Source organism: Pseudomonas sp. USTB-Z (assembly GCF_019691255.1).
Taxonomy (GTDB): Bacteria; Pseudomonadota; Gammaproteobacteria; order Pseudomonadales; family Pseudomonadaceae; genus Aquipseudomonas; species Aquipseudomonas alloputida.
In genome coordinates this window covers 54,720-72,135 of sequence record NZ_JAECZP010000012.1, presented here as the reverse complement: position 1 = coordinate 72,135, position 17,416 = coordinate 54,720, and the positions used below count along the sequence as shown (strand labels likewise).

Sequence of the window (17,416 nt, the reverse complement as noted above, 5' to 3'; positions counted from 1 at the left end):
TCCTCAGTTGGCTGCGATGACCGTGCCGCGGCATTCACCGAAACCGATGCTGGCTACGCCGTCACGTGTGCAGCGGGCACGCAGGATGATTTCGTCGCCGTCTTCGAGGAATTTGCGCACTTCGCCGCTGGCCAGCTCAACCGGCAGTTTCCCGCCTTCGGTGATCTCCAGCATGCTACCGAACGATCCCGGCGTGGCGCCCGACAGCGTGCCCGAACCGAACAGGTCACCTGGCTGCAGTTGGCAGCCGTTGACGCTGTGATGCGCCACCAGCTGCGCCACGGTCCAGTACATGCTGCGGGTGTTGCTCAGGGTCAGGCGGTGCGGGGCAATGCCCTGCTCACGCATGCGCTCGGTCAGCAGCAGCACTTCGAGTTCGATATCAAATGCACCACTGGCCTGGTCGCGCTTGTCCAGCAGGTACGACAGCGGCTGCGGGTCACCTTCGGGGCGTGCCGGCTGAGCACAGCGGAACGGCTCCAACGCTTCGGCGGTGACTACCCAAGGCGAAATGGTGGTGATGAAGCTCTTGGACAGGAACGGCCCCAGTGGCTGGTATTCCCAAGCCTGGATATCGCGCGCCGACCAATCGTTGAGCAGGCACAGGCCGGCTACGTGCTCGGCGGCATCGCCTACCGGAATTGCCTGACCCATGTCATTGCCCTGACCAATCCAGATACCCAGTTCCAGTTCGTAGTCCAGACGAGCGCAAGGGCCGAAGCTCGGCTCGGTGTGCCCGGCCGGCAGGGTCTGGCCCTTGGGCCGGCGCACGTCGGTGCCGGACGGGCGGATGGTGGAGGCGCGGCCGTGATAACCGATCGGCACGTACTTGTAGTTGGGCAGCAGTGGGTTGTCGGGGCGGAACAGTTTGCCCACGTTCTTCGCATGCTCGATGCCAACGTAGAAATCGGTGTAGTCACCGATCTGCGCCGGCACGTGCAGCTGGCAGTCACTGGCCAGGAACAACGCCGGCTTCAAGGCCGCCTGGTGTTCGCTGTGCTCATCGAGCAGCACCTGCAAACGCTCGCGCAGGGCTACGCGGGCATTGCGGCCCAAAGCGAAGAAGGCGTTCAAAGCCCCGCCGCGGGTGGCTTCAACGGCGGCCTTGGCCGCCCCGTCGAACAGGCCGGCGGCCAGCACCGCCTCCAGGTCGAGGATCGCGTCGCCGATCGCCACGCCACAGCGCCTGGCTTCACCCGGCCGGCTGAAGATGCCCAAGGGCAGGTTCTGCAGCGGGAAGTCGCTGTGCCCGTTGGCGTGCTCGACCCAACTACGGGCATTGGCAGTGTGGTTCATGGGTTATCTCCGGTTCGGGTTGAAGGTGCTCGGCAAGGTCGCCCAGCAACTATCGTAGTCGGCCTGCAATTGCGGGCATTCAAGGGCTTGCAGGCTCGGGCGCAACACCTGGCTGGTCTCGAACATGAAGGCCATGGTGTTGTCGATCTTGTGCGGCGCCAGGTCAGCGGCAATGGCCTTTTCACAGGTTTCAGCGTCGGGGCCATGGGCACTCATCACCCCGTGCAACGAGGCACCACCCGGCAGGAAGCCCTCGGCCTTGGCGTCGTAGGCGCCATTGATCAGGCCCATGAACTCGTTCATCAGGTTGCGGTGGAACCATGGCGGACGGAAGGTGTTCTCGGCCACCATCCAGCGTGGCGGGAAAATCACGAAGTCCATGTTGGCCATGCCATGCACGCTGGTTGGCGAGGTGAGCACGGTGAAAATCGAGGGGTCCGGGTGGTCGAAGCTGACGGTGCCGATGGTGTTGAAGCGGCGCAGGTCATACTTGTACGGCACGTTGCTGCCATGCCAGGCCACAACGTCCAGTGGCGAGTGCTGCAGCTCGCAGGCCCAGTGCTCACCCAGGAACTTCTGTACCAGTTGCACCGGGCCTTCGGCTTCTTCGTAGTGGGCCACAGGCGTGAGGAAGTCGCGGGGGTTGGCCAGCCCATTGCTGCCGATCGGGCCCAGGTCCGGCAGGCGCAGCGGCGCACCGTGGTTTTCCGCGATGTAGCCACGGGCCTGGCCGTCGAGCAATTCGACGCGGAACTTCATGCCACGTGGGATCACCGCAATTTCCAGCGGTTCGACCTCCATCACGCCCAGTTCGGTGGCGATGCGCAGGCGGCCCTGTTCCGGCACCAGCAGTAGCTCACCGTCAGCGTTGAAGAACACCCGTTCCATGGACCGGTTGGCGCAGTAGATGTAGATGCTCACGCCAGCCGGTTTTTCCGCTGCGGCGTTGGCAGCCATGGGCAGCCAACCTTCGATGAAATCGGTCGGTTCAGCAGGAATCGGCTGCGGGCTCCAGCGCAGGCGGTTGGGGTTGATGCCACCCAGTGGCCCGCCGAGCGGCTGGCGCGCCAGGCGCTCGAAGCGTGGGTGCAAGGCAGAAGGGCGAATGCGGTACAGCCAGGTACGGCGCAACTCGCTACGGGCCATGGTGAACGCCGTGCCCGACAGCAGCTCGGCATACAGGCCATACGGGGCCTTCTGCGGGGAGTTCTGCCCGACAGGCAGCGCCCCGGCCAATGCTTCGCTGGCGAATTCGTTGCCGAAGCCGCTCAGGTAGTGAAGGTCGGGCGACGTGTCGCGGTTCATCGATGCCTCCGGATTTTGTTTTTATCGTAATCAGATTACGAATAACGTAATTTGCTCCGCTCAAGGCGTCAAGCTATAAAGGCGACACGATAAATCCGGAACCTCCCCTCCCATGGCCAAAGCCAGCTCCCCCACCGACACCGGCAAGCAGAAGGTCCGCTCGGCGGAAGTCGGCACCGACATCCTCAAGGCCCTCGCCGAACTCTCACCCTCGACTTCACTATCACGCCTGGCCGAGCACGTGCAGATGCCTGCAAGCAAAGTGCATCGCTACCTGCAGGCGCTGATTGCGAGTGGTTTTGCCGAACAGGATGCGGCCACCAACCATTACGGGCTGGGGCGCGAGGCATTGCGGGTGGGGCTGGCGGCGCTGGGCAGCATCGATGTGCTGAAGGTGGCGGCAATGCCGTTGTCGCAGTTGCGAGATGAGCTCAACGAAAGCTGCTTCATCGCTGTGTGGGGCAACCAGGGGGCCACGGTGGTAAGCATCGAACCTGCCGTGCGCGCGGTCACCGTGGTGACCCAGATCGGTTCGGTGCTGCCGTTGCTCAGCTCGTCCACCGGGCTGGTATTCGCCGCCTACCTGCCCGAGCGAGAAACCCAGGAGCTGCGCGACAGGGAACTGGCCGCTTTGCAACAAACCGCCAGTGACTACGACACACTGCTGGCCGGCATCCGCGAACAGGGCCTGCACCATGTGCATGGCCTGCTGATGCCAGGGGTGGATGCGCTGTCGGCGCCAGTATTCAACGCCCTGGGGCAGATTGCGGCGGTGATGACTGTGGTCGGGCCGACGTCGATCTTCCATGCCGATGAACATGGGCCGGCGGCGCAGCGCCTGCTCACGGCCGCACGAACCGTGAGCTGGCGCATGGGTTATGCGGACAACCCACACTGCGCTTCGACGTCTTGTGTTTCCTCCTCGACGAGCCAGAGCAGTTCCTGAGAGAAGCCGTCATAAAGGGCGGGTGCCACCTCGCTCACCAAATCGCCGTAGTCATCGCATAGCCGCCCGATCACACGCGAGAAGGCCGTGGGCTGCGACACCTCTGCCCGGGAAAGTACGGTGATGTATTTCTGCGCGGCACCGAACAGCCGCGCCAAAACCCCCGTGGAGGCCACCGTTCCTGCAACCCCCGCCGCGAACGACAGCAAGGCGGCGGAACGGTCGCCATCGCTCCACGCGATGGCCCCGGTGACAAAGGACCTGGCCGCACAGAACAGCCCGACGGCCATAGCCGCCGGCGGAAACGGCACGGTGAGGATGCCGGCCAGTACGATCCCCCACTCCACCACCACGGCCGAAATACGCTCGGCAGCGTCGGCGCTGTCTTCAGCGGCTTCGTTGATCATCCGCCTGATACGTTTCTCCAGGTCCTGGACAGGATCCCCGATACGCCCGGTCTCCCCTATCGGCGGCCGCACACCCCTGCCTCGGGCAACGGCGTCCAGCACCAGCTCAATGCCATCCCCGGCGCGCAGTTGCTCTTCGATCAATGTGTTCAAGCGCGCCTGGTTCGATAACGGCACGCGGTCTTGGCAATAACCTGCCAAGTCGTGCTCACGCCAAGTCCTTGCCAGCTCGCTGAGGGTCCGCAGCGTGGGGCCTTGCTCGATTTCTGGCAGATAGACCAAGGGCTCAAGCTCGCGGTCACGAGCATGCTTCAGCAGGTAGGCACCTTGAACAGGGCAATCGTCCATCCACAACGGATAAAGGTTGCACGCCGCGTCGATCGAGGTCCCCGAAAAACTGTCGATCACCGATTCCAGCCACTGCGCATGGCGGCCCGACAATCGGCCCTGAAGTTTCTCACTGAGCACGGCACGCCTGATCTTCAAAGCAAAGAGCGTGCGATAACACTGCCTGAGCCTTTCATATTCCGGCCTGGAGCGGTCGAGTAACTGCGCTTTCACTTCTTCGATGTACTTGTTGCCCAGGTCGGCAGCACGAATGTAGCTCCCCAGCAGCGCCGGGCTCAGGTGCGAGATATCCTGGCCGGTAGCCGAGGTGATGCGGGCAAAGTCGGAGAAATTGTAATACGTGGGATAACCTTTGATGACGGTCTGTGTCAGTGTGCGAATGGCATCCTCTTCCAGCGTTATCAATACCTGATCCGGGTTGATTGCGCCGCCGCGATTGCCCGGGTATGAGTTGATTTTTTCCGTCACCTGTCGATGGGCGAAGGTGCGAAAACTCGGCATCTTCATCAGCGACTGGTACCTGGCCTGCGCCAGCTTGAGCAGTTGATCGATATCAACCAGTGCCTGCTGCTCGGCACGACTGGCGTTGATGAACCAGCTTGGCGTGGTGGCCTGCTGGTCCTCGATCAGGGCAGTGATCTTGCGCCTGGCCAGGGCATTGAGCACATCCAGCCACTGCTGCGACTTGATCGGCGCGAGCGTCACGCTGTGCATGGACCAGTCGGTGGGCAGCATCTCGACCTTGCGCAAATGGCGTTTGAGCGAATCATGCTGGGCCCGCGAGCATTGCCCCAGCAGGTACTCACTGCCTACCGGCCACAAGGTCCAACTACCGATTTCGAGCGCCATTTCCTGGAGTGAATCGAAAAGATGAAAATCGCCTCCTGGTGCACCAGGGGCGTAGAGCAAGTACTGATCGCCCTGCACCAGACACAGCAGATCCTTCAAGGGCGTTTGCGCACCATTGAGGCAAACCAGGCCGGCGCTGATGGCATTGGCCTGCATGTTCCCTTGGCGTGCGTGGTGCAGCAGATCGAACCCAGCCGGGTGAAACCCTTGATGACGAGCGGCCTGATTGGCCAGCGCCAGCCGCGCATCAAGCACCTCGCACAGTGCGGCCATGGTCAAAGCGTCGTCATAGAGCGTACGGATCTGTTTGACGTAGTTCACGCGCAAATCCAGTTTTTCGATCACGCTCTGGATAGAGGTACTCCCCAACAATGAACGGTGCCGCTCCCCCAGGACTTCGACCTTGAGCTGGCCCCCGCTGTAGCCACCACTCAACGCCCAATCGAGCAGGGTGTGTTTCATCGCCTGCTCAGGGTCATCGACGTGACTGACACACACGCGTACCTGCTCGGGGTCGATATCCAGGCCAAGGGCTTGCTTGACCTGTTTCTTGGCGAAGCTGCGCAGGTCGCGCCATTGCGCCAGACGCTCGGTGCAACGCTGCTCCTTCACCTGCAGGTCATCTTCCAGTTGTCGATAGGCTTGCAGTTCCTCGCCCTGCATGAATCGCCGCCATTCGGGCAGCAGGCTGGTGCGGTACGCTCGCACATGCCGCGTCGCACGTTTCTGCAGCGCAGCTACCAGAGGCTCAAGCCGAGCCGCACTGTCGAGCTGGGCCAGACGCCGCGCGTCATCGACCTTGATCCGCAGGCTGCGCTGGGTGGCCTTAAGCTGGATAGCCCGCAGATCACGGATGAAATACCTGTGAAGTGGTACTTGCAGCGGCACGAAATCGAGTGTCAAACCCTCTGTAGACAACGCCGCCCGCTCTTGCGAAGACAACAGCCAACGCAACGGGCTGCCTTCAGCAAAGGCTGGGGCGAGTGCGCTGGCTGCGCGCGCGCGTTCAGTGTCGAACCAGCAACCGCTGGCCAGGCTGTAGATCAGAAAATCCGCAGGTGCGTCCGGGTTCTGTTCGAGGTCATGACGGCTGGCGACGACGCCCGGCAAACGAAAACGCAAATCTCCGGCAACCAGGTACACCTCATGCTTGTTTACGTCCCCGTCCTGCTCAAGGGCCTCGATACCGGCTTCCCAGGCCTTGAACGTAAGAGCCTTGAGGCGCGTTTCAGCAAACATCAGCTGGATCAAATGGGACGCCAGGGTAAGTGGTTTCAAACTTAATCTGGACTGTTGCTCCCACCACTGGTCAAGAACCGCCTGCCTTTGCGGCACAAGCGACTCGACAACCGCCAACGGCAAACGCTTCTGCTCGGTGAACTGTTGTCGATGCGCCTCCGGTATCAGGCTGCCCAATTGCGCAACCGCAGCCATCAGCTGTTGCAGCTCCTGGGCGTGGGCCATCATGGCCTTCACCTGTTCTTTCACAGAGCGTGCACCTGGGCACCCTTCACCGAAATCGGGGCTGCCGAGATTGAAATCGAAAGACATGAACTGCGCTCCAAAATACAAGGAGGCAGCAGAGTGAACGGACGATAAAGGCAATAGCGCAGGGAAGCTTACCCCGCACTTGGCACTGTTGCCTGAAACGTAAAGGTGAATGTCGGCAGAAGCTATTTTTCCTAACGGATCAAGCGCTTATTCTTGACTCACTGGCCGGCTTGAAGGGCTCTCCCCCCCGCCTTTCAAGCCTGCGAGGTTCACCGACGTAGATTTTGAAGCTCCTTGATCTGACGTCTCGATTGGCCGCTGCGGCTTGCAGCGGCCTTTTTTTTGAAATCTGAAAATGCATCCTGGCGGTCAGGTGACCGTCAAGACTTTCAGCGCCGATGAGGTCGGGCGCCGTGCGGAGGGCGCCCGACCTCATCGGCGCTGAAACCTCGTCATGACCACGCCACTTTCAGCGGGTAGAAGCTCAGCGGCTGCTCACGAAAGGCCAGGTAGTGGCGCAGCACCTGCACGGGCGCTTCGGTATGCGGGTAATGGCCAATGCCCAGTAACTGCACGGTGTCCGGCTCCGGTATCAGTTGCCGGTAGCGCTCAAGCATGTGCGCGCCGGAAAGCGGGTCGACCACGCCATTGATCAAGCGCAGCGGCACGCCTTTACGTTGCATCGCCCCGACCCAGCGTTCGCGGTGCAACCTGCGCTCCGGCATGTAGCCCACCAGCTTGTGCAGGATGCGCGTGCCCCGGTTGGCAGCGATCAGGCTCCAGAGATCATCCAGCGCGCTTTCACTGGGATGCGTGCAGGGGCCGTAGACCTGAATCACGTTACGCACCAGGTCGTCACGCCCGAACGAGCGCCCGACCAGCCAGCCAAACCGGCTGAGCAGCAGCTTCTGGATCAGTAGCATGCGGCAGCTTTCGGGGAACAGCCCGCTGTTGAGGAACACGCAACTGGCAATGTCGGCACGCTGCTCATGGTGTCGCGCCAGCAGTTCCTGAGCCACGCTGCCGCCGTAGTCGTGGGCCAACAGGTGCACGGGCTGCGCGACCTGCAGATGGGCAAGCAATGCCTGCTGCAGGTCTGCCTGCTCCATCAGGCTGTAAGTGTGATCGACGGGCTTGTCCGAATCACCAAAGCCAAGCATGTCGCAAGCGATCACCCGGAAACGTTGGCTCAGAGGGCCCCACAGGTAGTGCCAGTCCCAACTGGCGGTGGGGAAACCGTGTAACAGAAGCAGAGGCTCTCCTTGCCCTGCGGTCCAGTAGCGGATGCTCTGGCCCCGGAACATGAAACTCTGTGCCCGGGTACGCCAGACGCACAATGGAATCTCGGCCATAGGCATCAGATGGGTCCCGGTGTAGTGGTGTTGGCGGAATAGGGCAAGGCTGCGTTCATTGCATGTCACCTCGGCACTTACATGTGCTCTCTATGTCGAGGCAAAGTCTAGCCAGCAGCCCATTGGCTGGAACTTGCGTTGCCAGCCAGCTTGATGACTGAGCGAGTCAGTGGCACGAACGGTCAGAGCAGCAAGGCCAACAACGGCGCCGCGAACAGGTTGAGTAGCCCGGTCAGAACCATCACCAGGCCGGCCACCGAGCCTTCCTCACGGCCCACTTCCTGCGCCCGGCTGACCCCGGCACCATGCGCGCCAACACCGAACAGGGCCCCCCGTGCCAACGGCGTACGCAGCGGCAACCAACGCAACAGCACACCGCCGAACATGGCACCTAGCACGCCGGTGAACATCACGAACACCGCTGTCAGTTCTGGCACCCCACCCAAGTCATGGGCCAGCGGCATGGCAAAGGGCGTGGTGATCGAGCGCGGCACCAGCGACAGGCTGGTTGCGCTGTCCAGCGCCAACAGGTGCGCCAGCCCCCAGGAGCTGGCGATCGAGGCACTGCTGCCGGCTACCATGCCCACCATCAGGGCCGGCCAATGGCGCGCCAGCATGGCCCGCTGCTGCCAGATCGGCACTGCGAAGGCTACGGTCACCGGGCCGAGCACGCCCATCAACCAGTGGGTGTTGCGCGCATACTCGGCATAGGCCGTATGCAGCGGCACGGCCACAGCCAGCAGCAACACCGGTACCAGGATCAACGGCGACAGCAGGTAGCGCTTACTACGCCGGTACAACCAACGGCTACCCAGGTAAGCCAGCAGGGTCAAGGCCAACCAGAACAGCGGCATGGGTTCAAGGCTCACGGCGCAGCCTCCAGCGGCACACCAGCTCCACGGTCATGGCGGTCACTACCATCACCATCAGCGTGCTCACGGCAATCACCAGCAAGATGCGCCAGCCCTCTTCACGGATCAATGCGCCATAGTCGAGCAGGCTCATCAGCGCCGGGATGAAGAACAACAGCATCTCAGCCATCAGCCAGCCGGCCCCCAATTGCAGCGTGGCCGGTTTGAGCACACCCGAAGCGAACAGTATCAACAGCAGTGCCAGGCCCATCACACCGCCGGGGATCGGCCAACCCAGCCAACTGGCAATCTGGCCACCGAGCAGGAACAGGGTACAGAGAACCGCCAGCTCGACGAGCAGGCGCAGGGCTTTTTTCAATGATGCAGGTTTCATGGCGGGGTTCCTCGACAGGCCCTCATTTTAAGATTTGGCTGCCTAGGCCAGAAGCGAATTGTTAGACTGCCTGCCATTCCAGAATGGAATCGAAGCAATGGAATTCAAACAACTGCGCAGCTTTATCGAAGTGGTCCACCGCGGCGGTTTTACCCAGGCGGCACAGACCCTGCACATCAGCCAGTCGGCCGTGAGCAAGCAGGTGGCCCAGCTTGAGCAAGATGTGGGCCAGCCGCTGCTGGAGCGCCAGGCGTCGCACCTGCACCTGACCGCTGCCGGGCGCATCGTACTGGAGCGTGGCGAAGCCCTGCTGCGCCAGCGCCAGGCGCTGCTCAACGAGCTGGACGATCTCAGCCAGATGGAGCGTGGCGAACTACGCCTGGGCTTGCCGATGCTTGGCAGCGACACGTTGTTCGCCGGCTTGTTCGCCGAGTACCGGCGGCGCCATCCGAACATCGCTATCCAGCTGCTTGAAGGCGGCAGCCGCAACGTCGAACAGGCCGTCAGAAGTGGCGAACTGGAACTGGGCGGCTGCTTGACGCCCACCGACGAGGCATTCGACTACCAGCCCTTCTGCAACGAACCGCTGGATGCATTGCTGCCGGCTGGCCATGCCCTGGCGGGCCTGGACGCCGTGGGCCTGAGGCAACTGGCCGATACACCGTTCCTGCTGTACCAGCGCAGTTTCGTGCTCAACGATCGGCTGCTCAAGGCGTGCCAGCAGCAGGGCTTCACCCCCAAGGAAGGCGGGCGCAGCGGCCAGGCGGATTTTTTGGCAGCGCTGGTGGCAGCGGGCCAGGGCGTGGTGATGCTGCCCCGGGTGGTGGCAAAAGCGCTGGAGCGCCCCGGGGTGGTGCGTGTGCCGTTGAATGCGCAGGAGGATTTACGTTGGGATATCGCGTTTATCTGGCGACGCGGCGCCTACCTGTCACGGGCGGCGCAGGCGTGGTTGGCCTTGTTGCGCGAGCCCCATGGCTAACACGCCTGCGCAGATGCCGGGTCAGGCGTTCAGTGCGCTCGCCAACTCAGCCAGCCAAGGCTCGGCATCCGCCTCCGGGGTCACGGTCTCGCTCGCATCCAGGCGCAGCATTGGCTGCACCTCGCGCACGCCCAGCTCGGCGAACAGCTCACGCATCTGCTCGCCACCCCCGCAATAGGTATCGCCATAACTGGAGTCGCCCAGCGCGATCACCGCACCAGGCAGGCCGCGCCAGGCTGCGGGCAGTGTGTCACGAAGGGTGCTGTACAGCGGCATGAGGTTGTCCGGCAACTCACCCATACCGGTGGTCGATGTCACGGCCAACAAGGCGTCGGGGGCAAAACCCTGAAGATCCTGAAGGGTGGCACGCGCAGCATGCCAGGCCTCGAAACCCGCCGCCTTGAGTAGCGATTCAGCGTGACGGGCGACTTCTTCGGCGGTGCCATAGACCGAGCCGGAAATAATGGCGACTTTCATCGGGTAGAGGATTCCGAAACTGAGTGAAAACGTAGGATACTAGCATTCAACGCTGGCAAAAGGCCGCCGTTACCAAAGTCGCCATCTTCCGTTTTCCTTCACCTATGGCCCGGACATGATCAACGCGCAATTGCTGCAATCGATGGTCGATGCGTCCAATGACGGCATCGTGGTTGCCGAAAAGGAAGGCGACGACACTATCCTGATCTACGTGAACGCCGCTTTCGAATGCCTCACTGGCTACAGCCGTGACGAGATTCTCTATCAGGATTGCCGGTTCCTGCAGGCTGACGACCGTGACCAGCTCGGCCGCGCACGCATCCGCAAGGCCATGGCCGAAGGCCGCCCCTGCCGCGAAGTGCTGCGCAACTATCGCAAGGATGGCAGCGCCTTCTGGAACGAGCTGTCGATCACGCCGGTGAAGAGCGACTTCGACCAGCGCACCTACTTCATCGGCATCCAGAAGGACGTCAGCCGCCAGGTCGAACTGGAACGGGAGCTGGCGGAACTGCGCGCTCGTCCGAAACCCGACGAACGCGCCTGAACCAAGTCCGCCACGCACGGTCAATTCCGTTGAAGAAATCGCCACCACCGAGTTCGATCATGCAAGCAGACGCGCTCCTGACCCAGGACGAGCTGGATTTCATACAGAACATGCAGCATTCGCCACAACTGAACCTGGCTGACACCATGTCGAGCCTGCTGGTCAATGGCGACCGCCGCATTCAAAGCTTGCTCACGCGGTTGGTGGCTAACGAGCAGGTGACCTTGCAGGCCCAGTTCAACAACCAGCAGATCAGTTTCCCGCTGCAGCTGGTAGAGGACGAGTTCCACGCCCTGCACCTGCAGCTGGGTTCACCGGAAATCTACGAAGACGGCCCCATGCTGCGCCCATGGCGCTTGTCGCTGGACCAGCCGAGCGCACTGCTCGATGCCCATGACGAGGCAAGCGGCCTGTGGGTGCGCGAGATTTCCTTCAAAGGCGTGCTGCTGGAAGTCCGTGATTTGCCAACAGCACCCGCCCGCTTCGAGCTGCGCTTCGCCCCAGGCGGCATCACCCCGATCGAACTGCATGGTGTGTTGGGCCGGCGCATCGGCACGGACCTGGCTGCCTACGAACTCGGCCAAAGCCCAGCCGAAGAAATCGAACGCCTGCGCGACTACATCCTCCAGGCCCACCGCCACGCCCACCCCGAGCTGCACACTCAAGTATCGAGCTGATGGGCCAGAAACTGCCGCAAGCGCTGGCGCATCACATTGCCCTGCGCGCCCAGGCAGGCTACAGGGCTGCCAGCCAGGCCGTCCTGTACCGCTTCCGCCGCCTCACCGGCCAGTAACAACGGGCATTCCAGCATCGACGCCAGGCGCTTGAGGTGCCGGGTGAGTTCTACTGTGGGCGACGGATGGGAAAACAGCACCAAGGCGTCCGGCTTCAGCCGTTCGCAGACCAGCGCAAGCTCTTGCAGCGGCTGCCCGTTCGCCAGCGGGATCACGCGTGTTTCATCGCTACCCAGGATCAGACTGGTTACCAGTAACTCAAGCTCATGGCACTGCCCCGGCAATGGCGCCACCAGCACGGTGCGGCTACTCGGCACACGGGCCAGCTGCAAGCGGGCGAAAACCCGACCGCGCAGGAACTGATCATAGAACAGCCATTCGCTGGCCTGCCCGTAGCCGCCTTGCCGGACTACCATGTCATGCCACACCGGCATGAACACATTGGCGAAAACCTGGTCCAGGGTGCTGGCCGCGAACACCTCGTCATAAAGGCGATCCAGGCCCGCCACGTCGAAGTGCTGTACCGCCAGGCGAATCTGGTTTTGCCAGCGCAAGCAGGGGTCCACTGCGCCGTCAGCCTGCCCGGAGAGGGCATGGCCGCGAGCGAGAATGCTGCCCACCTTGCTGACCGCCACGCCGCGCTCCAGCCAGCCGAGGATACGGCGGATTTCATCGATATCAGCCTGGGAATACAGGCGGTGACCACTGTCGGTACGGATGGGCTGGATCAGCCCATAACGGCGTTCCCAGGCGCGAAGGGTCACGGCGTTGACACCGGTCAAGCGTGACACTTCACGAATCGGAAACAGCTCCTGCTGTTCGAAACTCGCATCGATCAGCGGTTTACGTCCCTGTTCGTTCATCTGCACGAAGTACCCTCAGTGCGAAAAAACTGAGCACATAGCTTACTACGACTGCGTCGGTCTGTTGATGCCAACGTTTGCCAGCTGATAGTTGCCGAAGATCGCAACTGCGCGATAATGCGTGCCCGATTCTTGCATGCACGACTGCGTCGCCCACCACCCCGGGCCACACAGCCAAAGGGGCCAGCTACCCGCCAGCCCCGTTGCCAGGAGATACACAATGTCTACCCCACCCGTCACCCTCATGGTGTCGCGCCGCGCCGCCCACGGCCGCTACCAGGACCTGCTGGCCTGGCTACACGAAGGCGAACAGCTGGCCACCGACTTCCCTGGCTACCTCGGCTCGGGCATCCTCGCCCCGCCCCGGGATGGCGACGAATTTCAGATCATCTTCCGCTTCAGCGACGAGCCGACCCTGCATGCCTGGGAGCACTCCGCCTCGCGTCGCGCATGGTTACAACGCGGCAACGGTCTGTTCGAGCGCCCCAAAGAGGCGCGCGTTAGCGGTATCGACGACTGGTTTGGCACCAACAGGGTGCAAAAACCGCCACGCTGGAAGCAGGCCGTGGCCATCTGGCTGGCGTTTTTCCCAGTCTCGCTGGCCTTCAACCTGGTGTTCGGCCACTGGTTGACGGCACTCGACCTCGTGCCCCGGGTACTGCTCAGCACCCTGGCCCTGACGCCGGTGATGGTGTACCTGTTCATCCCGCTGTCCACCCGCCTGCTGGCCAGTTGGCTTCAGGCCTCCCCGCCCGTTGCTGGCGCCTTGCGCAGCCGCTGAGGCCAGGCCATACAACAGGCAAACAGTTCGGGTATGCTGGGTGGCAACCAAAGGACAGACAAGTTGACCACCCCGAACATGAACAGCCCCATTCTCGTTACCGGAGCCAGCCAGCGTGTCGGGCTGGCCCTGGCCCTCGAACTGGCACAGGCCGGCCATACGGTGGTCAGTGCCAGCCGCAGCATCCTGCCCCAGGCAGCCCACCCCAACATCGTGCAGTTTCAGGCCGACCTGTGCCAGGCGGACGACCGCCAGGCGCTGATCGATCACCTGCACGATCGTTACGACGGACTGCGCGCCATCATCCACAACGCCTCGCTATGGCTCGACGACGGCCTCGACAACCTCGAGACCATGTTCCGCCTGCACGTCGAAGCGCCCTACCACCTCAACCTGGCCCTGGGCGACCTGCTGGCCAAGGTGGAAAAGGCCGACATCATTCACATCTGCGACGAAACCTCTTCGCGCGGCAGTAAAAGCCACATCGGCTACGCCGCCACCAAGGCCGCACTGCAGAACATGGTGCTGTCATTTGCTGAAAAATATGCGCCCAAGGTGCGTGTGAACGGTATCCTGCCCGGGCTGCTGATCCTCAAGGAAGGGGGTGACGAAGCCTACCGCCAGCAAACCCTGAAAAAGGCCCTGCTGGAATTCGAACCCGGCGCCGGCCCGCTGATCGAGACCGTCAAGTACCTGCTCGCCAGCCAGTACAGCACCGGCAGCCAGGTGGTCATCAACGGTGGCCGCCACCTGAAGAACCGCATGACTTGAGAGAAGACCATGACCCCACAACAACAGCTCGAGCTCGAGGCCGCCGCGTTCCGGCGCCTGGTCGAACACCTGCAAAAGCGCACCGACGTACAGAACATCGACCTGATGAACCTGTCCGGTTTCTGCCGCAACTGCCTGTCCAAGTGGTACAAGGCCGCCGCTGATGAGCGTCAGCTGGACCTGAGCCTGGATGATGCCCGCGAAGCGGTGTACGGCATGCCCTACGCCGAGTGGAAAGCCCAATACCAGAAAGAAGCCAGCGCCGAACAACAAGCGGCGTTCGAAAAAGGAAAAACCTCGTGACTGACCTGAATACCCTGCGCGCAAGCCTGGCCAGCGGCCAACATGTATTTGCCGATACCTTGGCGTTCATTGCCGACAACTACAGCTACCAGCCGCAGGCCTTCAACAACGGCGGCGTGGAGAATGCGGCAGGGCAGAACGAAGGTTCGTGCAAAACCTTGGGCCTGGCCTTGCTTGAAGGGCTGAGCGACCAGGAAGCGCTGCTGGCCTTCGGCGAGCACTACCGTGATGTGGTGGCCACGCCTGAGGGCAGCGACCATGGCAACATCCGTGCGCTGATCAAACACGGTCTGGCGGGTGTGAAGTTTGCTGCGCAGCCGCTTGCGCGCAAGGCTTGATATTGCCGGGGCCGCTTTGCGGCCCCACGATCCAGCGCCCACCATCAATCGATAATGGTGCCAGGCCCCCCACCTTCCAGCCTCCCCTGCCGCAACCACTGCAAGGCCACCGGCCACAGGCTTTCGCGAAACCGGTCATGGAAGAACGCGAAATGGCCAATTTCCCCGACCGAGATATCCACAGGTGCAATGCGCAGGTGCTGGCGCTCGGCACTTTGCAGATAACCCAATAAACGCTCGGTTGCCGCTACGGTCCCGAATGGGTCGTCCGTCAGACTGATGGCCAGCGTCTTCGCACGCACCTGGGCGAACGGTAGCGCCGCCAACGCCCGCCCGCTGGGGCGGTGCTCATAACGTGGGGTACGCGTGGTCCAGTCGTGCACCACGCCGGATGGCGTGTCTTCCAGCCAACCCAGGCGCTTGCCGGGAAAGTAGCCGAATACCCGGGTCAACAGCGGCATGACCACATGCCACTTGCCGAACAGCTGCCAGCGCTGGTTGGCCGCGTAGTCGCGCCAGTAGGCGAACTGCGCGCCAACCATCACGACCCGACGGATCTGGCCAGCCGACGGTGCCAGGCCTACAGCACAACCGCCGAAACTGTGCCCCACCACATCCACCGGCTGATCTGGGAAATGCGCTGCCGCATGCGCCAGCATGGCTTCGAAATCCAGCCGGCCCCAGTCGCTCCAGGAGGCCTGGAAACCACGCAGCGACGCCGGCCGGGATTCGCCGATGCCACGGTAGTCGTAGGTCAGCACATCGCAGCCGTGGGCGAACAGGTAGTCGGCAAAGCGGGCGTAATAGCGGCAGCGTACCGACGTGGCAGCGTTGATGATCACCAGCGGGCGCTGGGGGTCAGGTTGGGCGTGGCGCCAGCAGAAGCCGCCGAGGCTGTATCCGTCGGCCGCGGGGTGGCGAAATGGGGTAGCGGGTTGGATGAGGCTACTCATGGCGCATGTCCTGTTGTTGTGCGCCAAAACTAGCAAAGATTTTGTAGCCTGTACTGGCCTCTTCGCGGGTGAACCCGCTCCTACAGGGGGAGAACCTGTGGGAGCGGGCTTGCCCGCGAAGAGGCCGGTACAGGCTTACCCGATTACAGCTCGACGCAGTCGAACTTCACATCGGTGGCCACGTCTTCGTCGTAGTTGACGTCAGCGCGCTCGAAGCCGAACAGGTTGAGGAACTGCTTCTTGTAACCGGCGTAGTCGGTCAGCTCGAACAGGTTCTCGGTGGTCACCTGTGGCCACAGGGCCTTGCAGGCGTTTTGCACGTCGTCACGCAGTTCCCAGTCGTCCAGGCGCAGGCGCCCCTTCTCGTCGACCTCTGCCGGCGCACCGTCGGTGCGGTACATACGGTCGCGGTACATGCGGTCGAGCTGGTCCTGGGTGCCTTCGTGAACACCTTTCTCCTGCATGATCTTGAAGACCATCGACAGGTACAGTGGCATCACCGGGATGGCCGAGCTGGCCTGGGTAACCACCGACTTGAGCACCGCCACATTGGCGCCGCCTTTCACTTCACCGGCCAGCTTCTGGTTCAGACGCAGGGCAGTTTCGTCCAGGTCCTGCTTGGCCTGGCCCAGTGCACCGTGCCAGTAGATCGGCCAGGTGATATCGCTGCCGATATAGCTGAAGGCCACGGTGCGAGCGCCTTCGGCCAGTACATTGGCGCCAGCCAGCGCATCGATCCACAGCTGCCAGTCCTGGCCACCCATGACGGTGACGGTATCGGCAATTTCCTGCTCGGTGGCCGGCTCGATGCTGGCCTCGATGATGGTGTCCTTGTTGGTGTCGATGGCGGTCGACTTGTATGGCTGGCCGATCGGCTTGAGTGCCGAGCGAATGACTTCACCGGTCTGCGGCAGCTTGCGCACGGGCGAAGCCAGCGAGTAGATGACCAGGTCGACCTTGCCACCCATTTCGTTCTTGATCAGCTCGATGACCTTGGCGCGGGCTTCGTCAGAGAAGGCGTCACCGTTGATCGACTTGCTGTACAGGCCCTCGGCCTTGGCGAACTTGTCGAAGGCGGCAGCGTTGTACCAGCCAGCAGTGCCGGCCTTGGTCTCGGTGCCTGGTTTTTCGAAGAACACGCCCAGGGTGTCAGCCTTGAAGCCGAAGGCCGCCGTGATGCGGGCAGCCAGGCCGTAGCCGCTGGAAGCACCGATGACCAGGACCTTCTTCGGGCCATCCTCGCGTACGCCCAGCTTGCGGGTGGCTTCGATCTGGTCACGGACGTTGAGCTCGCAGCCCTTCGGGTGAGTCGTGGTGCAGATGAAACCGCGAACCTTAGGATGAATGATGGCCAATGTCTATACCTCGTCAGGTTTATGCCAGGAAAGCGCCGCTTGGGGCGATTCCGATTGATCAGAGGGTGAGACTACCCCC

At 62.4% G+C, this 17,416-nt stretch carries 18 protein-coding genes; 8 read left to right on the top strand and 10 right to left on the bottom strand.

Going from position 1 to position 17,416, the window contains the following annotated elements; translation table 11 throughout:
• Window positions 1–3 precede the first annotated feature (3 nt).
• Complete coding sequence (gene fahA, locus I8746_RS15515) at window positions 4–1,296, bottom strand: fumarylacetoacetase (RefSeq protein WP_221100804.1); 1,293 nt, start codon at window positions 1,294–1,296, stop codon at window positions 4–6.
• Between the two features lie 3 nt (window positions 1,297–1,299).
• The gene (hmgA, locus tag I8746_RS15510) at window positions 1,300–2,601 is read right to left on the bottom strand and encodes a homogentisate 1,2-dioxygenase (protein ID WP_221100803.1); all 1,302 of its coding nucleotides are present in this window, start codon (window positions 2,599–2,601) and stop codon (window positions 1,300–1,302) included.
• Between the two features lie 112 nt (window positions 2,602–2,713).
• Between hmgA and I8746_RS15505 the strand changes: the two genes are divergently transcribed.
• Window positions 2,714–3,547 (top strand): IclR family transcriptional regulator, encoded by an 834-nt coding sequence (locus tag I8746_RS15505; protein WP_012053693.1) that lies wholly within the window; start codon window positions 2,714–2,716, stop codon window positions 3,545–3,547.
• Here the strand turns inward: I8746_RS15505 and I8746_RS15500 are convergent.
• From I8746_RS15500 to I8746_RS15485, 4 genes are all read right to left on the bottom strand, one after another.
• Window positions 3,478–6,702: a DUF6543 domain-containing protein gene (locus I8746_RS15500; protein WP_221100802.1), complete on the bottom strand. Its 3,225-nt coding sequence runs from the start codon at window positions 6,700–6,702 to the stop codon at window positions 3,478–3,480. The two genes, I8746_RS15505 and I8746_RS15500, sit on opposite strands and share 70 nt — an antisense overlap.
• Window positions 6,703–7,094: 392 nt before the next feature.
• Window positions 7,095–8,000, bottom strand: a complete 906-nt coding sequence (locus I8746_RS15495) for an alpha/beta fold hydrolase (RefSeq protein ID WP_012053695.1) — start codon at window positions 7,998–8,000, stop codon at window positions 7,095–7,097.
• 176 nt (window positions 8,001–8,176) lie between these two features.
• Window positions 8,177–8,863 (bottom strand): LrgB family protein, encoded by a 687-nt coding sequence (locus I8746_RS15490; protein WP_003251661.1) that lies wholly within the window; start codon window positions 8,861–8,863, stop codon window positions 8,177–8,179.
• Complete coding sequence (locus tag I8746_RS15485) at window positions 8,853–9,239, bottom strand: CidA/LrgA family protein (RefSeq protein ID WP_003251660.1); 387 nt, start codon at window positions 9,237–9,239, stop codon at window positions 8,853–8,855. The genes I8746_RS15490 and I8746_RS15485 overlap by 11 nt, the downstream gene beginning before the upstream one ends.
• A gap of 97 nt (window positions 9,240–9,336) precedes the next feature.
• Here I8746_RS15485 and I8746_RS15480 point away from each other — a divergent pair, with 97 nt between their 5' ends.
• Window positions 9,337–10,218 carry a LysR family transcriptional regulator gene (locus I8746_RS15480; RefSeq protein ID WP_003251658.1) on the top strand — a complete coding sequence of 294 codons (882 nt, stop codon included), beginning with the start codon at window positions 9,337–9,339 and terminating at the stop codon, window positions 10,216–10,218.
• A 21-nt stretch (window positions 10,219–10,239) separates the two neighbouring features.
• On the opposite strand, the gene I8746_RS15475 is transcribed toward I8746_RS15480, so the two are convergent.
• Window positions 10,240–10,695 carry a flavodoxin gene (locus I8746_RS15475; RefSeq protein WP_003251656.1) on the bottom strand — a complete coding sequence of 152 codons (456 nt, stop codon included), beginning with the start codon at window positions 10,693–10,695 and terminating at the stop codon, window positions 10,240–10,242.
• Between the two features lie 115 nt (window positions 10,696–10,810).
• Between I8746_RS15475 and I8746_RS15470 the strand changes: the two genes are divergently transcribed.
• On the top strand, window positions 10,811–11,239 hold the full coding sequence (locus tag I8746_RS15470) for a PAS sensor domain-containing protein (protein ID WP_003251655.1): 429 nt from the start codon (window positions 10,811–10,813) through the stop codon (window positions 11,237–11,239).
• Between the two features lie 59 nt (window positions 11,240–11,298).
• On the top strand, window positions 11,299–11,916 hold the full coding sequence (locus tag I8746_RS15465) for a hypothetical protein (protein ID WP_161774773.1): 618 nt from the start codon (window positions 11,299–11,301) through the stop codon (window positions 11,914–11,916).
• Here the strand turns inward: I8746_RS15465 and I8746_RS15460 are convergent.
• Window positions 11,901–12,836, bottom strand: a complete 936-nt coding sequence (locus I8746_RS15460; RefSeq protein ID WP_221100801.1) for a MerR family transcriptional regulator — start codon at window positions 12,834–12,836, stop codon at window positions 11,901–11,903. The genes I8746_RS15465 and I8746_RS15460 overlap by 16 nt on opposite strands.
• 220 nt (window positions 12,837–13,056) lie before the next feature.
• Here I8746_RS15460 and I8746_RS15455 point away from each other — a divergent pair, with 220 nt between their 5' ends.
• The 4 genes from I8746_RS15455 to I8746_RS15440 are packed head-to-tail and all read left to right on the top strand — an operon-like array spanning window position 13,057 to window position 15,029.
• Complete coding sequence (locus I8746_RS15455; protein ID WP_221100800.1) at window positions 13,057–13,617, top strand: antibiotic biosynthesis monooxygenase; 561 nt, start codon at window positions 13,057–13,059, stop codon at window positions 13,615–13,617.
• Window positions 13,618–13,650: 33 nt separating this feature from the next.
• On the top strand, window positions 13,651–14,388 hold the full coding sequence (gene folM, locus I8746_RS15450) for a dihydromonapterin reductase (RefSeq protein WP_012053700.1): 738 nt from the start codon (window positions 13,651–13,653) through the stop codon (window positions 14,386–14,388).
• Window positions 14,389–14,397: 9 nt separating this feature from the next.
• A complete protein-coding gene (locus I8746_RS15445; RefSeq protein WP_003251648.1) occupies window positions 14,398–14,691 on the top strand; it encodes a DUF1244 domain-containing protein in 294 nt (97 codons plus the stop codon).
• Complete coding sequence (locus I8746_RS15440; protein ID WP_003251646.1) at window positions 14,688–15,029, top strand: HopJ type III effector protein; 342 nt, start codon at window positions 14,688–14,690, stop codon at window positions 15,027–15,029. The genes I8746_RS15445 and I8746_RS15440 overlap by 4 nt, the downstream gene beginning before the upstream one ends.
• Window positions 15,030–15,073: 44 nt before the next feature.
• Here I8746_RS15440 and I8746_RS15435 read toward each other — a convergent pair whose 3' ends face one another.
• Both I8746_RS15435 and fabV read right to left on the bottom strand, forming a co-directional pair.
• Complete coding sequence (locus I8746_RS15435; protein WP_012053701.1) at window positions 15,074–15,982, bottom strand: alpha/beta fold hydrolase; 909 nt, start codon at window positions 15,980–15,982, stop codon at window positions 15,074–15,076.
• Between the two features lie 143 nt (window positions 15,983–16,125).
• Window positions 16,126–17,337: an enoyl-ACP reductase FabV gene (fabV, locus tag I8746_RS15430; RefSeq protein WP_003251642.1), complete on the bottom strand. Its 1,212-nt coding sequence runs from the start codon at window positions 17,335–17,337 to the stop codon at window positions 16,126–16,128.
• Window positions 17,338–17,416: the final 79 nt, after the last annotated feature.

Coding starts and splice junctions, on each gene's coding strand:
- I8746_RS15475 (WP_003251656.1), bottom strand. CDS start 10,695: ATGAAAGTCGCCATTATTTCCGGCTCGGTCTATGGCACCGCCGAAGAA.
- hmgA (WP_221100803.1), bottom strand. CDS start 2,601: ATGAACCGCGACACGTCGCCCGACCTTCACTACCTGAGCGGCTTCGGC.
- I8746_RS15500 (WP_221100802.1), bottom strand. CDS start 6,702: ATGTCTTTCGATTTCAATCTCGGCAGCCCCGATTTCGGTGAAGGGTGC.
- I8746_RS15435 (WP_012053701.1), bottom strand. CDS start 15,982: ATGAGTAGCCTCATCCAACCCGCTACCCCATTTCGCCACCCCGCGGCC.
- I8746_RS15485 (WP_003251660.1), bottom strand. CDS start 9,239: ATGAAACCTGCATCATTGAAAAAAGCCCTGCGCCTGCTCGTCGAGCTG.
- folM (WP_012053700.1), top strand. CDS start 13,651: ATGCTGGGTGGCAACCAAAGGACAGACAAGTTGACCACCCCGAACATG.
- I8746_RS15470 (WP_003251655.1), top strand. CDS start 10,811: ATGATCAACGCGCAATTGCTGCAATCGATGGTCGATGCGTCCAATGAC.
- fahA (WP_221100804.1), bottom strand. CDS start 1,296: ATGAACCACACTGCCAATGCCCGTAGTTGGGTCGAGCACGCCAACGGG.
- I8746_RS15445 (WP_003251648.1), top strand. CDS start 14,398: ATGACCCCACAACAACAGCTCGAGCTCGAGGCCGCCGCGTTCCGGCGC.
- I8746_RS15460 (WP_221100801.1), bottom strand. CDS start 12,836: ATGAACGAACAGGGACGTAAACCGCTGATCGATGCGAGTTTCGAACAG.
- I8746_RS15495 (WP_012053695.1), bottom strand. CDS start 8,000: ATGCCTATGGCCGAGATTCCATTGTGCGTCTGGCGTACCCGGGCACAG.
- I8746_RS15505 (WP_012053693.1), top strand. CDS start 2,714: ATGGCCAAAGCCAGCTCCCCCACCGACACCGGCAAGCAGAAGGTCCGC.
- I8746_RS15480 (WP_003251658.1), top strand. CDS start 9,337: ATGGAATTCAAACAACTGCGCAGCTTTATCGAAGTGGTCCACCGCGGC.
- I8746_RS15455 (WP_221100800.1), top strand. CDS start 13,057: ATGTCTACCCCACCCGTCACCCTCATGGTGTCGCGCCGCGCCGCCCAC.
- I8746_RS15465 (WP_161774773.1), top strand. CDS start 11,299: ATGCAAGCAGACGCGCTCCTGACCCAGGACGAGCTGGATTTCATACAG.